Source organism: Microbacterium sp. P5_E9, assembly GCF_054049175.1.
Genome location: NZ_JBFUMV010000011.1, coordinates 63,573 through 81,995, shown reverse-complemented (window position 1 = coordinate 81,995; position 18,423 = coordinate 63,573). Strand labels below are relative to the sequence as shown.

Annotated in this window: 18 protein-coding genes; 4 read left to right on the top strand and 14 right to left on the bottom strand. The window is 69.5% G+C overall.

The features are described from left to right. Window positions 1-5 precede the first annotated feature (5 nt). From ACXJ3V_RS14035 to ACXJ3V_RS14025, 3 genes are all read left to right on the top strand, one after another. Window positions 6-1,625, top strand: coding sequence for an MFS transporter (locus ACXJ3V_RS14035; RefSeq protein ID WP_457100939.1), 1,620 nt, complete (start codon window positions 6-8; stop codon window positions 1,623-1,625). An 80-nt stretch (window positions 1,626-1,705) separates the two neighbouring features. Beyond that, on the top strand, window positions 1,706-2,737 hold the full coding sequence (locus tag ACXJ3V_RS14030) for an NAD(P)H-dependent flavin oxidoreductase (RefSeq protein ID WP_457100938.1): 1,032 nt from the start codon (window positions 1,706-1,708) through the stop codon (window positions 2,735-2,737). Between the two features lie 76 nt (window positions 2,738-2,813). After that, window positions 2,814-3,011 carry a hypothetical protein gene (locus tag ACXJ3V_RS14025; RefSeq protein ID WP_457100937.1) on the top strand — a complete coding sequence of 66 codons (198 nt, stop codon included), beginning with the start codon at window positions 2,814-2,816 and terminating at the stop codon, window positions 3,009-3,011. A 49-nt stretch (window positions 3,012-3,060) separates the two neighbouring features. Here the strand turns inward: ACXJ3V_RS14025 and ACXJ3V_RS14020 are convergent, their stop codons facing one another. The 4 genes from ACXJ3V_RS14020 to ACXJ3V_RS14005 form a co-directional block, all read right to left on the bottom strand. Beyond that, window positions 3,061-3,954 (bottom strand): phage tail sheath subtilisin-like domain-containing protein, encoded by an 894-nt coding sequence (locus ACXJ3V_RS14020; RefSeq protein WP_457100936.1) that lies wholly within the window; start codon window positions 3,952-3,954, stop codon window positions 3,061-3,063. Between the two features lie 400 nt (window positions 3,955-4,354). Then, entirely contained in the window at window positions 4,355-5,200 is an 846-nt protein-coding gene (locus ACXJ3V_RS14015; protein WP_457100935.1) for a transglutaminase family protein, read from the bottom strand. A gap of 37 nt (window positions 5,201-5,237) precedes the next feature. Continuing rightward, window positions 5,238-6,170: an alpha-E domain-containing protein gene (locus ACXJ3V_RS14010; protein WP_457100934.1), complete on the bottom strand. Its 933-nt coding sequence runs from the start codon at window positions 6,168-6,170 to the stop codon at window positions 5,238-5,240. Window positions 6,171-6,246: 76 nt separating this feature from the next. Continuing rightward, the gene (locus tag ACXJ3V_RS14005) at window positions 6,247-7,950 is read right to left on the bottom strand and encodes a circularly permuted type 2 ATP-grasp protein (protein ID WP_457100933.1); all 1,704 of its coding nucleotides are present in this window, start codon (window positions 7,948-7,950) and stop codon (window positions 6,247-6,249) included. Window positions 7,951-8,051: 101 nt separating this feature from the next. On the opposite strand from ACXJ3V_RS14005, the gene ACXJ3V_RS14000 reads away from it, so the two are divergent. Further along, window positions 8,052-9,647: a molybdopterin-dependent oxidoreductase gene (locus ACXJ3V_RS14000; protein WP_457100932.1), complete on the top strand. Its 1,596-nt coding sequence runs from the start codon at window positions 8,052-8,054 to the stop codon at window positions 9,645-9,647. Between the two features lie 10 nt (window positions 9,648-9,657). On the opposite strand, the gene rocD is transcribed toward ACXJ3V_RS14000, so the two are convergent. The 10 genes from rocD to ACXJ3V_RS13950 all read right to left on the bottom strand — a co-directional run bounded on the left by rocD (window position 9,658) and on the right by ACXJ3V_RS13950 (window position 18,410). Beyond that, window positions 9,658-10,887, bottom strand: coding sequence for an ornithine--oxo-acid transaminase (gene rocD / locus ACXJ3V_RS13995; RefSeq protein WP_457100931.1), 1,230 nt, complete (start codon window positions 10,885-10,887; stop codon window positions 9,658-9,660). Between the two features lie 11 nt (window positions 10,888-10,898). Then, entirely contained in the window at window positions 10,899-11,768 is an 870-nt protein-coding gene (gene ddaH / locus ACXJ3V_RS13990) for a dimethylargininase (RefSeq protein WP_457100930.1), read from the bottom strand. Window positions 11,769-12,005: 237 nt separating this feature from the next. Next, window positions 12,006-12,827, bottom strand: a complete 822-nt coding sequence (locus tag ACXJ3V_RS13985) for an alpha/beta fold hydrolase (protein ID WP_457100929.1) — start codon at window positions 12,825-12,827, stop codon at window positions 12,006-12,008. A gap of 27 nt (window positions 12,828-12,854) precedes the next feature. Next, entirely contained in the window at window positions 12,855-13,571 is a 717-nt protein-coding gene (locus tag ACXJ3V_RS13980) for an alpha/beta fold hydrolase (protein WP_457100928.1), read from the bottom strand. 134 nt (window positions 13,572-13,705) lie between these two features. Further along, window positions 13,706-14,560 carry a helix-turn-helix domain-containing protein gene (locus tag ACXJ3V_RS13975; protein WP_457100927.1) on the bottom strand — a complete coding sequence of 285 codons (855 nt, stop codon included), beginning with the start codon at window positions 14,558-14,560 and terminating at the stop codon, window positions 13,706-13,708. Window positions 14,561-14,635: 75 nt separating this feature from the next. Next, window positions 14,636-14,851, bottom strand: coding sequence for a helix-turn-helix transcriptional regulator (locus ACXJ3V_RS13970; RefSeq protein ID WP_457100926.1), 216 nt, complete (start codon window positions 14,849-14,851; stop codon window positions 14,636-14,638). Further along, window positions 14,851-15,285, bottom strand: coding sequence for a hypothetical protein (locus tag ACXJ3V_RS13965; protein ID WP_457100925.1), 435 nt, complete (start codon window positions 15,283-15,285; stop codon window positions 14,851-14,853). The genes ACXJ3V_RS13970 and ACXJ3V_RS13965 overlap by 1 nt, the downstream gene beginning before the upstream one ends. A gap of 61 nt (window positions 15,286-15,346) precedes the next feature. Further along, complete coding sequence (locus ACXJ3V_RS13960; protein WP_457100924.1) at window positions 15,347-16,450, bottom strand: flavin-containing monooxygenase; 1,104 nt, start codon at window positions 16,448-16,450, stop codon at window positions 15,347-15,349. A 75-nt stretch (window positions 16,451-16,525) separates the two neighbouring features. Beyond that, complete coding sequence (locus ACXJ3V_RS13955) at window positions 16,526-18,160, bottom strand: LuxR C-terminal-related transcriptional regulator (protein WP_457100923.1); 1,635 nt, start codon at window positions 18,158-18,160, stop codon at window positions 16,526-16,528. A gap of 40 nt (window positions 18,161-18,200) precedes the next feature. Next, window positions 18,201-18,410, bottom strand: a complete 210-nt coding sequence (locus ACXJ3V_RS13950) for a hypothetical protein (protein ID WP_457100922.1) — start codon at window positions 18,408-18,410, stop codon at window positions 18,201-18,203. Window positions 18,411-18,423: the final 13 nt, after the last annotated feature.

The window sequence follows — 18,423 nt, the reverse complement described above, 5'->3', positions numbered from 1 at the left end:
GCGAAATGATCGATTTCACTCGCCGCCGCTGGGCGGGGCTGGTCTTCATCAGCATCGCCGTCTCGCTGATCATCGTCGACTCGACGATCGTCAACGTCGCAATCCCGTCGATCGTCGACGACCTCGGCATCACATCGACGCAGGTGCAGTGGGTGCAGGAGGCGTACACCCTGGTCTTCGCCTCCCTGCTGCTCGTCTTCGGCAGCCTTGCCGATCGCTTCGGCAGACGCCGCATGCTCCTGGTCGGCGTCGTCATCTTCGCCGCGGCCTCGGTGGCCGCGGCGTTCGCGGCATCCGGCGAGCTGCTCATCGCCGCCCGCTTCGTGCAGGGCGTCGGGGGCGCGATGATCCTGCCGGCGACCCTGTCGCTGCTCAACGCGACGTTCCGCGGTCGCGAGCGCACGATCGCCTTCGCGGTCTGGGGATCGACGATCGGCGGGATGGCCGCGGTCGGCCCGCTCCTCGGCGGCTGGCTGACGACGGCCTTCTCGTGGCGATGGGCGTTCGGAATCAACGTCCCGCTCGGCATCATCATCATCGTCGGCGTGCTGCTGACCGTCGCGGAATCACGCGGTCAGACCCGAGATCGGGTCGACGTCGTGGGCGCGGTGCTCTCGGTCGTGACGATGTCCGCCCTGGTGTTCGCGCTCATCGAAGGCCGCAGCCTCGGCTGGTGGCGGAGCGAATCTCAGCTGAGCATCGGCGACTGGACGTGGACCTGGGAGATCTCCCCCGTCCCGATCGCGCTCGCGGTCGCCGCCGTCGGCGGGGCCGCGTTCGTGTGGTGGGGCATGCGGCGCACCCGAGCCGGTCGTTCCACGCTGATCGCGTTCGACCTGTTCCGCGTGCCGTCCTTCCGCAACGGGAACATCGTCGCGCTCGTGGTCTCGCTGGGCGAGTTCGGCATCATCCTCGCGCTGCCGCTCTGGCTGCAGTTCGTGCTCGGGCTCAGCGCCCTGCAGACGGGGCTGATCCTCCTCGCACTGGCGATCGGGTCCTTCGTGGCAAGCGGCTTCGCCGGCGCGATGAGCGGACGGCTCGCACCCGTGACGATCGTCCGCGCCGGTCTGGTCGCCGAGATCGTCGGCGTCGCGGCCATCGGCCTCGTGATCGCGCCCGACACATCGTGGGCTCTCCTGCTTCCGTTCCTCTTCATCTACGGGCTGGGTGTCGGCCTGGCGACCGCCCAGCTCACCGGAGTCGTACTGGCAGACGTGCCGGTGGCCGAAGGCGGACAGGCATCGGGTACCCAGTCGACCTCCCGGCAGCTCGGCGCCGCGCTGGGGATCGCGGTCCTCGGAACGATCCTGTTCGCCGGCACGGCGACGGTGCTCGACGCGAAGCTCGACGACCGCGGCATCCCCGCCGATCAGCGCGACCAGGTCGTGTCCGCCGTCGTCGACTCGGCGGGGGGCGCCATCGCGGGCCTGGAGGCCTCACCCCAGACGGAGGCGATCGCCGAGGACGCGAAGGCGGCACTCTCGGACGGCACCAAGTACGCCGCATTCGCGGCCGCCGGATTCCTCGCCCTCGGTCTGGTCGCTACGATCTCGCTCGGCCGCGGGAGGCGCCCGGCTGAAATCCAGCCTCTCCAATCCGACGCGGTGCCGACACCGCTCGACTGACAGGTCCAACGTTCCGGCCGGTAGACGGGCGCCGCTGTCATACCGAGACAGCAGCCCACCGGCACCGGCATGCTGGGGTGATGGCACTTCTCGGACTCGAGCACCCGATCGTCCTCGGCCCATTCGGCGGCATGTCGTCGGTCTCGCTCACCGCGGCGGTGAGCGAGGCCGGCGGCCTCGGCTCGTACGGCCTCTACGGCTACAGCGCCACGCGCATCACCGAGACCGCGGCGCAGCTGCATGCCGCCACGGCGAGGCCGTTCGCCCTCAACCTGTGGGTGCCGATCGGCGATGAGGCACAGCCGCAGGACGTCGACCTCGGGTCCGCCTTCGAGCTGGTCGCCCCGCTCTACGCCGAACTCGGGCTCGACCTTCCCACGGCCGCGCCCGAGCGGTTCCTCCCCGACTTCGACGAGCAGTTCGAGGCGGCGCTCGAGGCGCGCCCGGCGGTGCTCAGCTTCGTCTTCGGGATTCCGGATGCCGCGGCTCTCGCCGCAGCGCGGGCCCGAGGCATCCGCATCGTCGGCACCGCAACGACTGTCGCCGAGGCGCGCCTACTGGCGGACGCCGGAGTCGATGCCATCGCCGCCAGCGGGCTCGAGGCCGGCGGACACCGCATCTCGTTCCTGCGCCCCGCCGAGGAGTCGCTCGTCGGGGCGTTCGCGCTCGTCCCGCAGGTGGTCGACGCCGTCGACGTGCCAGTGATCGCGGCCGGCGGCATCGCCGATCGGCGCGGAGTAGCCGCCGCACTCGCCCTCGGAGCCACCGGCGTGCAGGTCGGCACGGCCTTCCTGCGCACCCGGCAGTCGGGCGCGAGCGACGCGCACCGCGCGGGGCTGAATGGACTCGCCGACGATCAGACCGTGCTGACCCGGGCGGTGACGGGACGGCTGGCCCGCGGCATCCCGAATCGGCTCATCCGGCAGATCGAGGCTGCCGGGGCGATCCTGCCGTTCCCGGCGCAAGGCTGGCTGCTCGGCCCGGTGCGCACCGAGGCGCTGCGCCGCGGGTACGGCGACCTGCAGTCGCTGTGGGCGGGGCAGTCCGCCGGGCTCGCGCGCCATGACGACGCCGCCGAGGTGTTCGCCGAACTGGTGGCGGGCCTGGGCTGACCGGCGGGTGCTACCGGACGCCGCGGCCGGCGTCAACGGGCTGTCGAGGTCGCCCGCAGCGACCTAGCGTGGCGTCATGAATGAGCGACGAGTCGACCCGAACGAAGACATCGAGACGCCGACCGGCACCGAACCCGCACGGAACCCGACCGGCACCGAGGACGCCGAGAACCCGACCGGTGGCGACAAGACGACCGAGGAGCAGCTGGTCGCCGACAACCCGGCCGAGGAGGAGACGCTCAAGGCGCTCGACCCCGACGCACCCTCCGCCTGACCCACCCACGATTTCCGCTGCTGCCCGCCAGTGTTCGAGCACCCCAGACCTAGATGCTCCCCTTGATGCTGCGGATCGCATTGACCCCAGCCGAGTTCAACAGCCCCTGCTCACTCGGCGTGAGCGCCTGGGTGATGTCGAGCGCGCCGCGTAACGTCTCGTTCGCCGGGGCCTTGCGCACGCCCCGGTTGCCATAGGTGCGCGCCCAGACACCGGCGACGTGTCCGGAGGGCGGCGCATCGACGACCCGGTCGGTCAGCGGATCGACGACCTTGATCCATGGGAAGTAGACCGCGCCCCACTCGGACTGCCGCGGCGCGGCTCCGCCGGTCGAACTGCGTTGCGAGGAGTGCGAACTCGATGCCGCTGATGACGACTCGCCTCCAGCCTCTGCGTCGCTCTCGGCCTCGGCCTCGCCGCCGGTCGACGCTGGCGAACCAGACGAATGGGAAGACGACGACGATGCGGTCGCTGGTTTCGTCAGGTCGTTCAGGTCGGCGACGGTCGCCGACGCGTCGAGCACGGCGACCCTGTCCTTCATCCGTTCGCAGTGACTGAGCACCGCGTCGTAGGACGCGGCATCCGTGAATCCGGGCGCGGCGACGATGGTGATCTCGTCGATGTGCTCGAACGCAGACAGGCCCGGATGAGAGGGCGTTCCCGTCAGGGATCCGCCCTCGCCGACGTTCAGCACGTAGCAGCGCTGGCCGCCGTTGAGGAAGAACCCGTGCACGGCGAGCGTGAGGGCAGAGCTGGGTCCTTCGCTCGCGAAGAGGTTCGTGTACTGCGTCCAGTTGTCGACGACGGTCGGGATTCCCATCGGCGCTTCGGAGTCGTCGAGCGCTCCGACGAACGCGGCGACGCAGGTTCCGACGCCTTCGATCGGCCTGGCGCCGACGGGCATCTCTTCGACGTAGACGCCGGGGGTGAGGTACTGGGGCATGTGTCGGCCTTTCTCAGCGTGCCGTTCAGACGGATTCAGGCAGAGGGAGCGTGAGATCCCCGAAGTCTCCCGTCAGCAGGGTCCGGACAAAGGGATTCTCCATGGCGATCTACCTCGCCGGCCCTGGCCGTCCCACGCCCCGTGGCGCGTCGGCATCCGCTGCCGGCGCGACAGTCGGCAGACAGCGCGAGTCACGAACCCACTCGCGGCGCCGCGCCCCCCTCGTCGCCACGGCCACACGGTAGCAGTCGCCGCAGGGCTCCACCAGGGGCGGGGGGAGCGGGCTGCTCGCGGTCGCAATCCCCGCCAGCGGCAGCGCGACTACGCCTCGCGGGTGATCGCCCTTCGATACGGCGCTGCGCGCCTACTCAGGAACCGATCCGCCCATCACGAGCGAAGCTCACGCTTCTCTCGTGATCGTCACCTTCACGTGCAGGTGGCTCTTGAACGGACCGGCGTACACGCCGCGCAGCGGCGGCACGTCGCTGTAGTCTCGGCCGCGGCCGACCAGCACGTGCCGATCGCCGATCTCGACGTTGTTGGTCGGGTCGAAGCCCTGCCAGTCCCCCGCGAACCACTCCACCCAGGCATGCGACTCCCCGGCGACGGCGACGCCGACCTCGGCTTCGCTCTTGGGGTGCAGGTAGCCCGACACGTACCGCGCCGGAATGCCGACCTCCCGAAGGGCGCCGAGCGTGATGTGCGCGATGTCCTGGCAGACGCCCTTGCGGGCCTCCCAGGCCTCGCCGGCCGTGGAGTGCACGCCGGTGATGCCGTGCATGTACTCGACGGCGTCGCCGATCGCCGCGGCGATCGCGTGCGCGGCTTCGCCCGGTCGCTCGTAGCGGCTCGCGATCGACTTGGCGATCTCGACCACCTCCGCGTGCGGCTTGGTGCGCGCGCTCTGGCCGAGCTGCTCGATCGTCTCGATCGATCGGCCGACCTCGCGCTCGAGCCGATCCCAGCTGAGGTCGTGGTGCTCCATCGGGCGCGGGCGCACCTCAACGAGGGACCGCGCGGTGATGTTCAGCTCCGCGTGCGGCGACAGCACGTCGAATGCCGCGACGCGCGTGCCGAAGTAGTCCACGTACTGGTTGACCGAGGTCGACGGCTCGATCTCGAGCGCCGAGCTCAGCACGAACTGGCTGTCGGTGGAGCTCGGCAGCATCCGCGCCTCGTTGTACGAGGCCGACACCTCGCCCTGGTACGAGAACCCGGTCGCGTGCTCGATGCGCAGTCTCTTCATGATTGCAGCCTCACTGGTCCCTGAGCCTGTCGAAGGGTCATGAGATCTCTCCGATCCAGCTCGGCTCGGCCTGCGTCGGGAAGAACCGGTCGCGAATGGCTTCGGATGCTTCGCGCGTGACCTTCTGCACGCGGTCCATGTGCAGCGGCAGCTCGCCGAGGATCTCGCCGATCGGTCGATACTCGAGGTCGTTGCGGATCTGACCGAGCGCCCGCATCACGGTGTTGGAGTGGCCGACGCGGTCGGCGCGGGGGTCGATCGCGCTCATGCAGTCCTCCGCGCGCTGGATCGAGTAGATGATCGAGCGCGGGAACAGCCGATCGAGCAGCAGGAACTCCGCCGCATTGTGCGCGCTCGGCATCCCCCGGTACGTCCGCAGGTATGCCTCGTAGGCGCCGCACGATCGCAGGATGGTCGTCCACGACGGTCCGGATGCCTCGGTCAGCGATCTCGTCGCCAAGAGGCGTGCCGTCATATCGGCGCGTTCGATGCTGCGGCCGAGCGTGAAGAACTGCCACGCCTCGTCACGGCTCGTGGACGAGTCCACGATGCCGACGGCGAGCGCGGATCGCTCGCGCACCCATTGGAAGAATTCGTGGACCTTCTCGGACTGCAGGCGCCGCGGCATCCGGGAGTTCGTGGTGTTGAGCGTCTCCCACAGTTCCGTGCTGACGATCTCGCGCGCGCGGCGGGCGTTCTCGCGGGCCGATGTGAGCGAATAGGCGATGCTCGACGGATTGGTGCGGTCGACGGCGAGCAGCGCGAGCACGTCTTCGCGGGTGACCCGCTCGACGCCTGTCGGGTCCGTCGAGCCCATCACGGCGATCAGGGACCGGCACGCGGTGTCTTCGTCGATCCACGGATCCTCGAGCAGCAGCTGCAGGTGCACGTCGAGGATGCGGGCGGTGCCGTCGCTGCGCTCGATGTACCGCCCGATCCAGAACAGAGACTCAGCGATTCGACTCAGCACGTTCGCTCACACTTCGATTCGAGGCCGGTTGTTGAGTAGGTCGCTCTGCGACCGTATCGAAACACAGCGATGCGGCTCAGCATGTCGCACCGCCCTCTTGGGCGACGGATGCCTCGGCCTGGGCGGACTGCTGCTGCTGCTCCTGCTGCTCGACGTGGGACCGCGGGCGGTCCTGGGGCGAGTGCGTCACGGCGGGCTGGCCGTCGTAGATGATCGGGATCGCCGAGGTCACCGTCGCGGCCTGATCGGCGACGAGCCCGGCGAGGCCGGCGCCCTGCCCGTACTCGACGTGTCCGGGGGCGGATCCGCCGACGATCCAGGTGTCCTTCGAGCCGCCGCCCTGGCTGGAGTTGACGACGAGCTGCCCCTCGGGCAGCGCGACGCGGGTGAGGCCGCCGGGCAGCACCCAGATGTCCTCCCCGTCGTTGACCGCGAACGGGCGCAGGTCGGCGTGCCGCGGGCGCATCCCGTCCTCGACGAGCGTCGGGATGGTCGAGAGCATGATCACCGGCTGCGCGATCCAGCCGCGCGGATCGGCGATCAGGCGCTTGCGGAGCTTCTCGAGCTCGGCGGGCGAGGCATCCGGTCCCACGACCAGGCCCTTGCCACCCGAGCCGTCGACGGGCTTCACGACGAGCTGATCGAGGCGGTCGAGCACCTCCTCGAGCGCGCCGGGATCTTCGAGCCGCCAGGTGTCGACGTTCTTGAGGATCGGCTCCTCGGCGAGGTAGTAGCGGATGAGGTCGGGCACGTAGGTGTAGAGGAGCTTGTCGTCGGCGACGCCGTTGCCGACCGCGTTCGCGATCGTGACGTTGCCGAGCCGGGCGGCGAGCATGAGCCCGGGGGCGCCCAGCATCGAGTCGGCGCGGAACGACAGCGGGTCGAGGAACTCGTCGTCGACGCGACGGTAGATGACATCGACGCGCTTGGGCCCGCGGGTGGTGCGCATGAACACCTTGCCCCCGATGCAGAGCAGGTCGCGACCCTCGACGAGTTCGATGCCCATCAGGCGCGCCAGCAGCGTGTGCTCGAAGTACGCGGAGTTGTAGACACCCGGCGTGAGCACGACGACGTTCGGGTCTTCCACCCCGGGCGGTGAGGCGGCGCGCAGCGCGGCGAGGAGCTTGTTCGGGTAGTCGCCGACGGGACGCACCCGCATCGAGACGAACAGTTCGGGCAGCGTCTGCGCCATGACCCGGCGGTTGGAGATGACGTAGCTGACGCCTGACGGCACGCGCACGTTGTCTTCGAGGACGCGCATCTCGCCGTTCTCATCGCGGATCAGGTCGATCCCGGAGACCTGGATGCGCACGCCGTTGGCGGGATGGATGCCGGCTGCCTGGCGGTAGAAGTACTGCGAGGAGGCGATGAGTCCTGCGGGCAGCACCCCGTCGCGCACGCAGTGCTGGCGACCGTAGGTGTCGTCGAGGAAGGCCTCCAGCGCGCGCACCCGCTGCTTGACGCCGGACTCGACGCGCGACCACTCGTCGTACTCGATGACCCGCGGCACGGCGTCGAGCGGGAACGGCCGCTCCTCGCCGGCGAAGTCGAAGGTGACGCCCTGCGCGAGGTAGGAGCTGGCGAGCGACTCGGTGCGACCGCGCAGCTCTTCCTGCGTCATCTGCGCGAGCGCCTGATAAAGCTCGCGGTAGGCCTCTCGCGACTCCACCGGAGCACCCGGATGCGTCGGAACACCGAACATCTCGTCGAACGCCGGGACGCCGGAGGCGGTCTTTCGAGGCGCCAATGTGGAGCCGTAGCCATCGAAGAGGTCACCCATGGGCACGAGCCTAGTGCGGCGGTGTTGCGGGTGTATTTCGGGTCGTGAACCCAGGGCATCGAACCGCCCCGAGAGCCCACGTACGGACATATGCTCGCGCTATGGCAGTGCAGACGGATGCCGGGGCCCGCACCGGTGCGCGCCGCGGGGTGGTTGCGGCAGCGACGGCGGGCGTCGCGTCCGTCGCGCTCGGGGCGGGGATCGGCGAACTCGCCGCCGCGATGCTCGCGCCCGCGTCCAGCCCCTTCTCGGTCGTCGGCGGTGTGCTGATCGACCTCGCGCCGACCTGGGCGAAGAACGCCGCGATCGCGCTGTTCGGCACGAACGACAAGGCCGCGCTGCTGATCGGGATCGCGCTGGTGCTGCTCGTCCTCGCCGCGGGCGTCGGGCTGCTCGAGGTGCGTCGCCCCCCGTGGGGCGCCGTCCTCTGCCTCGTCGTCGGGGGCACCGTCGCGGTGCTCGCCACCACCCGCGCCGACGCCGGTTCGCTCGCCTGGGCTCCGTCGGCGATCGCGGGGGTCGCCGCCGCGGCTGCACTGTTCTGGCTCGCCGGCCTGGCCCGCAGGGCCGCCGCGTCAGCCCCGACCCAGCAGGCCGCGGCCGACAGACCCGCGGACGGCCCGTCTGACGAGAGCCGACGCCGGTTCTTCGTCTGGGCGGGCGTCGCCACGGCCACCGGAGTGCTCGCCGCGATCGGGGGGTCGGCGATGCGGGTCGGCTCGCGTGCCGCGACGAGCGTGCGGCTGGCGCTGCACCTGCCCGCACCCGCGGTCGCCGCGCCGGCGATTCCCGCCGGCGCCGAGCTCGGCATCCTGGGTCTTGCGGAGGTGATCACCCCCAACGTCTCCTTCTATCGCATCGACACTGCGCTGATCGTGCCTGAGATCGACCCCGCGGACTGGTCGCTGCGGATCCACGGGATGGTCGATCGCGAGGTCACGCTGACGTGGGACGAACTGCTCGCGCTTCCGCTGGAGGAGAGCGTGACGACGCTCACGTGCGTGTCGAACACGGTGGGCGGCGACCTGATCGGCAACGCCCTGTGGCTCGGCTACCCGATCCGGGAGCTGCTGAAGCGAGCCGGACCCAAGGCCGGCGCCGACATGGTGCTGTCGAGATCGATCGACGGGTTCACGGCGAGCACCCCGCTGGAGGTGCTGACCGATGACCGCGCTGCGATCCTCGCCGTGGGCATGAACGGAGAGCCGCTGCCGCTCGAGCACGGGTTCCCGGTGCGGATGGTCGTGCCCGGTCTGTACGGCTACGTGTCGGCGACGAAGTGGGTCGTCGAGCTCGAGGTGACGCGGTTCGATCAGGCGAGCGCGTACTGGACCGACCGGGGATGGTCCGAGAAGGGACCGATCAAGCTCGAATCGCGCATCGACGTGCCCCACCAGGGCCAGGGGCTGAGCGCCGGCGAGGCCGTGATCGCCGGGGTGGCATGGCAGCAGCACGTGGGCGTGGCGAAGGTGGAGGTGCAGGTCGACGGCGGGAAGTGGCAGGAGGCGACGCTCGCGTCGGCGATCTCGGACGACACCTGGGTGCAGTGGAGCATGCCGTGGACGGCGAAGTCCGGCCGCCACGAGCTGCGCTGCCGCGCGACGAACACCCTCGGCGAGACGCAGACGGACGACGAGGCCCCGCCGATCCCCGACGGTGCGACCGGCTGGCATCGCCTGACCGTCGACGTCGCCTGAGCCGCGCGGGTCAGCCCGCGAGCACGATCCGCAGCTGCTCGACGGCCCAGTCCAGCTCCGTCGCGCGCACCACGAGCGGCGGCGCGATGCGGATCGTCTGCCCGTGCGTGTCCTTGACGAGCACGCCTCGTGCGAGCATCCGCTCGGCCACCTCACGGCCGGTGCCGATGGCCGGGTCGATGTCGATCCCCGCCCACAGCCCCGCGATGCGCACGGCCTTGACGCCGTGGCCGATCAGCTCGGCGAGCTTCGCCTCGAGGTGCTCGCCGAGGGCGACCGCGCGGGCCTGGAATTCGCCGGACTCGAGCATCTCGACGACGCGGAGTCCCACTGCGGCTGCGAGCGGGTTGCCGCCGAACGTCGAGCCGTGCTCGCCGGGGTGGATGACGCCGAGCACCGCGGCATCCGCCACCACCGCTGAGAGGGGAAGGATGCCGCCGCCCAGCGCCTTGCCGAGCAGATACACGTCCGGCACGACGCCTTCGCGGTCGCACGCGAACGTCGTCCCGACGCGGCCGAGTCCGGACTGGATCTCATCGGCGATGAACAGCACGTTGTGGCGCGTGCAGATCTCGCGGACCGCGCGCAGGTACCCCTCCGGGGGGATGATGATTCCGGCCTCGCCCTGGATCGGCTCGATCAGCACGGCGGCCGTCTTTGCGTCGATCGCGGCTTCGATCGCCGCGGCATCTCCGAACGGCACCGAGACGAACCCGGGGGCGAACGGCCCGAAGCCGTCACGGGCGGTCGGGTCGTCGCTGAAGCCGACGATCGTCGTGGTCCGGCCGTGGAAGTTGCCGTTCGCGACGACGATCTTCGCGGCATCCGGCACCACGCCCTTGACGCGGTAGGCCCACGCGCGGGCGACCTTGATGCCGGTCTCGACCGCCTCGGCGCCGGTGTTCATGGGGAGAACGAGATCCTTGCCGCACAGTCGCGCGAGCGCCTCGGCGAACGGGCCCAGCTGGTCGTTGTGGTACGCCCGGCTGGTGAGCGTGATCCGTCCGAGCTGCTCGGTCGCGGCGGCGACGATCGCCGGATGCCGGTGGCCGAAGTTCAGCGCCGAGTAGGCGGCCAGCAGGTCGAGGTAGCGCTTGCCCTCGACATCCGTCACCCATGCACCATCGGCGCGGGAGATCACGACCGGGAGCGGGTGGTAGTTGTGCGCGACGTACTGCTCTTCGGCCTCGATGATGCGGGTGGAGGTGGCGTCGGGCGCCACGCTCTGCGAAGTGGTCACGGGATGCTCCTTCAGCGTCGCAGCTCGAGTGTGCAGCACTTGATCCCGCCGCCGCCGAGCAGCAGCTCGGACAGGTCGACGAGGATCGGGTTGTAGCCGCGCTCGCGCAGCTGGGCCTCGAAGCCCTTCGCGCGCGGGGAGATGATGACGTTGAGACCGTCGCTGGCCGAGTTGAGGCCGAACACCGCGCCGTCTTCGTCCGCCACGAGGATCGCGTCGGGGAAGCGCTCGGCGAGCACGCGCCGGCTCTCCGCGTCGAAGGCCCCGGGCAGGTAGGCGATGTTCGCGCGCTCGGCGCCGCCGGCGCCTTCGACCGGGTCGAGCACCGAGATGGCGGTGTCGAGGTGGTAGAACCGCGGGTCGACCAGGGTGAGGCTCACGACCTCCTTGCCGAACACGTCTCGCAGCTCCTGGTGGCTGTCTCCGGTGGAGCGGAAGCCGGTGCCGGCGAGGATCGTGTCGCCGACGAGCAGGAAGTCCCCCTCGCCCTCGTTGACCTGGACGGGCTCGGCGACGGTGAAGCCGTTGGCGCCGAACCACTCCATGAAGGCGGGGCCCTCGGGCACACGCTCCTGGAAGCGGAACTTGGCGCCGTACGCCACCCCGTCGATGATGAACCCGCCGTTGGCGGTGTAGACCATGTCGGGCAGGCCTTCGATCGGGTCAATGAGGTGCACCTCGTGGCCGAGTGCGATGTACGTGTCGTACAGCGCCTGCCATTGCTGCACCGCGAGGGCGGTGTCGGTCGGGTTGGCCGGCTCCATCCAGGGGTTGATGGTGTAGCTGACCGTGAAGTGCTCGGGACGGCACATCAGATAGGAACGACGCTGCGGGATGCGGGGGGTTGCCGCCGTCGCTTCCGCGGTGTTCTGCGTGGACATCGTGCTCCTTCGGGAAGGTGGCGGACGCTGTCCACAGGCCCGGCGGCCCTTCGACTCGCTGGCTCCGGAGTCTGTCGAAGGACACTGACGAAGCTGCGCAGGAAGGGGCGACACGTGCACGCCGACACCCATTCTCGCACGCCGCTTCGAAACCCTCCCGCAGCCGCTTCGTGTCGGTGGTCCTGGCTGGGCGGATGCGACGCCCCGGCGGAAGGCCGGGGCGTCGCCTGAGTGGGTCTACTTCGCGATGAAGGCGAGGATGTCCTGGCCGAGCTCGGTCCGGTAGTCGCCGTAGATGCCGTGCGGGGCACCCGGGTAGACCTTCAGCGTGCCGTCCTTGACCAGTTCGGCCGACTTCAGCGACGCCGCGCCGATGGGGACGATCTGGTCGTCGTCGCCGTGCGCGATGAAGATGGGCACGTCCAGCGCCTCGAGGTCCTCGGTGAAGTCGGTCTCCGAGAACGCCGCGACGCAGTCGTAGGCAGCCGCGAGGTTGACGAGCATGCCCTGACGCCAGAAATCGTCCTTCGCACCCTGCGACACGGCGGAGCCCTCTCGGTTGGCGCCGAAGAACGCCTCGGTCAGGTCCTTGTAGAACTGCGAGGCGTCCTCGAGCACACCGGCACGGATGCCGTCGAAGACCTCGATGGGGAGGCCTTCTGGGTTGCTGTCGGTCTTGACCATCTGCGGAGGGACTGCGCCCACCGTGATGACCTTCGCGACGCGACCCTTGCCGTGCTGGGCGGCGTAGCGGACGACTTCGCCGCCGCCGGTGGAGTGCCCCACGACGACGAGGTTCTCAAGGTCGAGGTGCTCGACGAGTTCGGCGAGGTCCTTCGCGTAGGTGTCCATGTCGTTGCCGGCGTAGGTCTTCGCGGAATGCCCGTGACCTCGGCGGTCATGGGCGATCGCGCGGTAGCCGTTGTCGGTCAGGAGCTTGATCTCGACCTGCCAGGCGTCCGAGCTGAGCGGCCAGCCGTGGCTGAAGAGCACCGGCTGTCCGGCGCCCTGGTCGGTGTAGTAGAGCTCGGTTCCGTCGGTGGTGGTGAAGTGGGGCATGCTTCTCTTCTCTTTCGGGGGGACGAATCAGGACAGGTAGGTGAGGGCTTCGACGATGAGGTCGGCGACGGCGACGGGGTTCGACACCATCACCGAGTGGGAGGCGCCTTCGATCTCGACGGTCTTGAGCGAGCCGGCGCGGTCGGCCATGAATTGCAAACCCTCGGCCGGGATGTTCTTGTCTCCCGTGCCGAAGACGAACCAGGACGGCAGCGTCTTCCACGCGGGAGTCTCCGCCGGAAGAGGCTCGCCGAGGGCGAAGTCGCGGATCGGGCGCTGGGTCGCTCCCGCGATCTTCGCGTCCTCGAGGGGAACGTCGCCGGCGAACTGGCTCGGGAACAGCTCACGGTCGACGGTGAGGTCGTTGGTCCCGTCTCCCAGCGGATAGGCGCGGATCGTCTCGCCGAGGGTGCTGCCGGGGAACCGGCCGCTCAGCTCCAGGGCCGTCTCGCCATGGTCCGGCGCGAACGCGGCGACGTACACGAGCCCCTTCACGACGTCGCTGCCGACGGCGGCTTCGGTGATGACGGCGCCGCCATAGGAGTGGCCGACCAGCACCACGGGGCCGTCGATCGACTCGGCCGCACGGCGCACATTGTCCGCGTCGGTGGTGACGCTGCGCAGCGGGTTCGGGGTCGCGATCGCGGCGACGCCTCGGCCGAGCAGGTTGGCGAGGACGCCGCTCCAGCTCGACGATTCCGCGAAGGCGCCGTGCACGAGCACGACGGTGATGGGTTCAGACATGATTCTGCTTTCTGGTTCGAGCGCGGGAACAGAGGAGCAGGCGATTGATCGCCTGCTCGACTCGACGTCGAGCCAGGATTCACGCTATGAGCTGTGGTCCCGGAGCGCGTGGCCCTCGTTGTACCACCCACCGCCTATGGGAGCGGGTCTGCCTTCTCGCCCGCCTCGGCCAGATCGCGCGATGACCTCAGCGAAGCCGCGAGGCTCGAGAACACGATGGCAGTGCTGCTCTGTGGTGGCGCGGAGAGCACCGTGAGGAGGTATCCCGGCATGCTGCGCACTGCGAGGTTCGCCAGTTCGACCTCGAGGGTTCCGATGTTCTCGACCACCATGTGGATGCGGGCCTCTTCAGGTCCAGACACGTCGTACCGCGACCACAGCCGCACGAAGTCGGGGTCGCCCGACAACTCGTCGATGATCTGCTGCAGGCGGGGCGAGGACGGGTCGGCATCCCGCCGCAGGCTGGCGAGCGCGGCGCGGGTCATGAGCTCCCACTCGGTGACCGTGCGCTTCATCCGCGGGACGAAGAGATCCAGCACGACGTTCGATCCGACCGCGAGGCCCCCCTGGCCGAAGACGGTCGCGAGCGGGTTCGCGGCGACGATGTCGCGGTTGCTGTCGGAGACGTATGCCGGGGTGTGAGTCCAATGGCCGAGGAGTCGCGCGATCCGCTCAGCGGACTCTGCGTCAGGGACCACGGGGCTGGGGATGTCGCCGCTGGCGATCCTGAAGAGGTACTGCCGAGAGTCGGCGTCGAGCAGGAGTGCTCGCGCGATGGCGTTCAGCACCTGGTCGGAGGGCCTGCTGCCGCGACCCTGCTCGAGACGCAGGTAGTACTCCGCGCTGATGCCCGCGATCCTCGCCACCTCGTCGCGCCGCAGTCCAGGCACACGTCGGCGGGGACCGCGGTGAATCCCGACATCCTCCGGCTGGCAGACGTTGCGACGTGCGCGCAGGAACTCCGCAAGCGCGAGCGATCCGTCTGCCATTCGTGTCCTTCCGAGGGGGCTAGTCCACCGTAAGTGCTGCCACACCCGCGTCCCGCCGGTGTGTCACCTGCGGGGTCAGGTCGACGGGTACTGGAAGACGTCGTCGAGACTCACCCCGAAGATGCGCGAGATCTGGAACGCCAGCTCGAGCGTGGGCGAGTACTTCCCCTGCTCGATCGCGATGAGCGTCTGGCGGGTCACCCCGACCTGCTTCGCGAGCTCCGCCTGGGTGAGCCCGGCCTGCTCACGCAGCGCCCTGATCGAGTTGGTGACCTTGGTCGGCTTGACCATCAGGCGATCCCGCGGCGGTAGGCCACCACCCGCGCGATGTCGCCCACGAGCGTCGCGAGCGCGAAGCCGAAAAACAGTGCGTTGCCGATCCAGAACCAGTCAGCCTCGACCATCGACAGCACGAGTGCGAGCAGGGCGAACGCGACGAGGACGCCGTACCCCAGTCGGCTGCCCAGGCGGGAGATGTCGCGGTCGCGCTGGTCTGAGACACCCACCCCGGCGGGATCCCCCATGCCCGCGAAGATGCCCCACAGAATGCTGATCACGATCGCGCCGACGATCGACGCACCCATCGTCCACAGCAGGATCGGCACCCATTCCACCTCGGTGAGCGGTCCGCCATCCGCCTGGACCAGCACGATGACGATGTAGATCGGCACCGTGATGACGGTCGCGATCAGCGTCGCCCAGGTGTTGCGCTCCTGGTAGACCATGGGAGCCTCCTCATGTAAGGAATATTTGACATCGCCAGGCTAGGCCGAGGCTGGCTCCATGTCAAGAATTCTTTACATATTGGGCGGCGGCCGGGCGCTCGACGCGGTGCAGCGCGTCGACGACGTACTCGGCATCCGCTCCCATGCCGAACAGACCGCCCGAGGCCGCCGAGTACTGGAAGTCGAGTCCCACGAACCCGAGCCCGGCGCGGTCGATTGCGATGCCTCTGCGGTGCAGCGGCTCACCCTGCGGGTCGAGCACGCCGTCGATGTGGATCCAACGCAGGTCGGGCAGCGATCCGGTCGCCCACACGACTGTCGTCGCATCGATGGCGGCACCGTCCGCGGTCACCGGCTTGCCATCCACGACCGACTCGATGCGCGCGACGCGGGTGATCCCGGTGCGGTCGAGATCGGCGAGCTTGTTGCGCACGAGCATGATGCCCTGATGCGCCCCCTTGGCGGCGCGCCCCTTCTCGGTGTCGACGGTGAGTCGGCGGAGGCGCCGAAGGAAGAGACCCGTCATCAGGTTTCCGATCGGGTTGTCGACGTCGACGGGGACCTGACCCGGGTGCCGCCCGGCGATCGTCACCTCGTGACCGCTGCGCGCGGCCTCGAGGGCGATGTCGGTGCCGGAGTTTCCGGCGCCGACCACCAGGACATGGCCCGGCGCAAGCTGCTCGGGACCGCGATAGTCGATGGAGGTCACTTGCGTGATGCCGTCGTCGAGCTCCTCCGCGAAGGGCGGAAGCTTCGGCACGCGATGTGCGCCCGCCGCCACGACGACCCGCTCGGAGAGCACGACATCGCCGTTCGCGAGTTCGAGCCGGAATCCGCCGCCGCCCTCCGGGGTCAGGCTGACGACCTTCGCGTCGCTGCGCACGGGAATGCCGAAGCGCGTGGCGTACCGCAGGAGGTAGTCGCCCATCTGCTGCGCACTCGGATATCCGAAGAACCCGACGTCGAGCGGCAGCCCGGGAAGGCTTGAGACGCGCCCCGGGCTGAAGATCCGCAGCGAGCGATATCGCTCCCGCCAGGAGTCTCCGACGTGGGCGTGCTCATCGAACAGCTCGACGCGGACACCCCGATCCATCAGCAGACGGCCCACGTGCAGGCCGGCGGCTCCGGCGCCGATCACTGCGGTATCCAGAACTGTTTCGGTCATGATGACCTCCTTCTTCGCTCTCGAAGGTAGGTCGAGCGCCGAAGCCGGCACATCGGCAGAAATGACCATTTCGGCTCAGGCCGACGTGGTCATTCCGTGCTCGAAGGCGAAGGCGGTGGCGGCTGCGCGATTGGGCAGCGCGAGCTTGGCGAGGATGTTGCTCACGTGTCTGGCGACGGTTCGCTCGCTGAGGAACAGCTCGTTCGCGATTCCTCGATTGGACCGACCCTGCGCGATGAGCCGCAGCACCTCCCCTTCCCGTGGGGTGAGGCCGCCCGCCACCGCCGGGGCGAACGGCTTCGCGATGCGCTCCAACCGGTCGAGATCCGGCACTGCGCCAAGAGCCGTGAGCCCCGCGCGCGCCGCGTCGAACTCGAGCTGCGCCCCTTCCTCGTCCCCCATCGCCCGCGCCGCGCGGCCGAGCTGCACCCGGGTGAGTGCGGCCTCATACGGGGCATCGAGGCGCCGCCACGCCGCCCACGACCGCCGCAGCAATGGGAACGCGCTCCCCGCATCGCCGGTCGCGATGAGCACGATCCCTCGTGCGCGCTCCGCCTGCCCGTGCAGATAGACCGTGTCGAGCACCTGGGCCAGCGCCTCGAGTTCGGAGGCTGCCCGGTCAGCCGCGTCGAGATCGGTGTCGACGATGAGCTCCACCTGGGCCGCGAGCAGGTCCGCACGCCGGTTCGGTTGGTCGGCGGCATCCAGTGCACGGGCGATACCCGTGCGGGCAGTGGCCACATCACCCTCGTCGCGGCGCAGCAATCCCAGTCCGGGCTGCACCTCGCGACCTAGGTCGGCAGCGAGCCGGTATCCGGCTTCGGCCTCGCCTCGACGACCCGCGAGCCGATGCAACTCCGCGAGACCGTAGATCGCGTTCTCCTTGGTCTCGGGACGAGACTCGTGGGCCGCGACCTCGGTGAGCGTGCGTTCTGCCTCGCTCCACTCCCCGCCGATCCGCAGCACGACGGCGCGCAGCACCGAGCACTCCCCCCGGAACGGCTTCAGGCCCTGCTGCATGTCGCACCATGCGCTGAGGTTGCGCGTCCACGACTTTGCACGCTCGATATCCCACCGCGCGAGGCAGCTCGCGATGACGGCGCAGTACGCCGGGCCCGCGACGCGGTCGCTGACGGCATGGGAGGAGATCGCGACCATGACCTGGTCCATCTGCGCGAAGCCCTCTTCGATCCGCCCCGTCGCAACCAGCGCACGGCCGAGCGACATGGTGGCGAGGACTTCGACGTCGGCGTCGGCCGCGGTGCGGGCCAGTTCGACGGCTTCGCGGGCGAGAACGATCGACTCGTCGGCCCGGCCCTGGACGAACGCGGCGACCGAGCGGCACATGACCACGATGGCTTCCGAATCCCGGCTCACGCCGGCGGAGTGCGCCAGCTCGAACAGCCGGCCCATCCAGGCGCCGCCGCGGATGCCGTCGCCCTGTTCGGAGAGCGTGAAGCCGATCCAGAAGACGCACCGGATCGCGGCATCCACGTCGCCGGCAGCGAGGTATGCCCGGTGCGCGGCATCCCATGCCCGCTCCGATTCGTCGGTTCGGCCGATGAACCACGCGGCCAGCCCGAGGTCGTCGAAGTCCTCGGCCGAGAGACCCGTCGCGGCGGACTCGCGCGAGAGCCGGTCGAATCGTGCGGTCCAGTCGTTCAGCGTCGCGGTGACACGACCGCCATCGAGCGTGCCGAAGTCGGGCATGGGCACAGTATCGGCCCGCCATACCGACCTGGCAATGGCGTCAGCGCTGCGAAGCGAGCCCGGAGGCGACAGGGTCCGGGACCGCGGGCCACACGACCAGCAGGAAGGCGGCGATCGGCCCGAGGAACATGGTGGCCAGGAACCACACCCACGGCGAGCGGTTCCGGGTTCGCGCGTAGCCGGCCGCGAGGATCGCGACAGTCAGCCACATGGCTGAAACGAGCGATGTGAGGGTCGCGATGTCCTGCATGACTCGACACTAC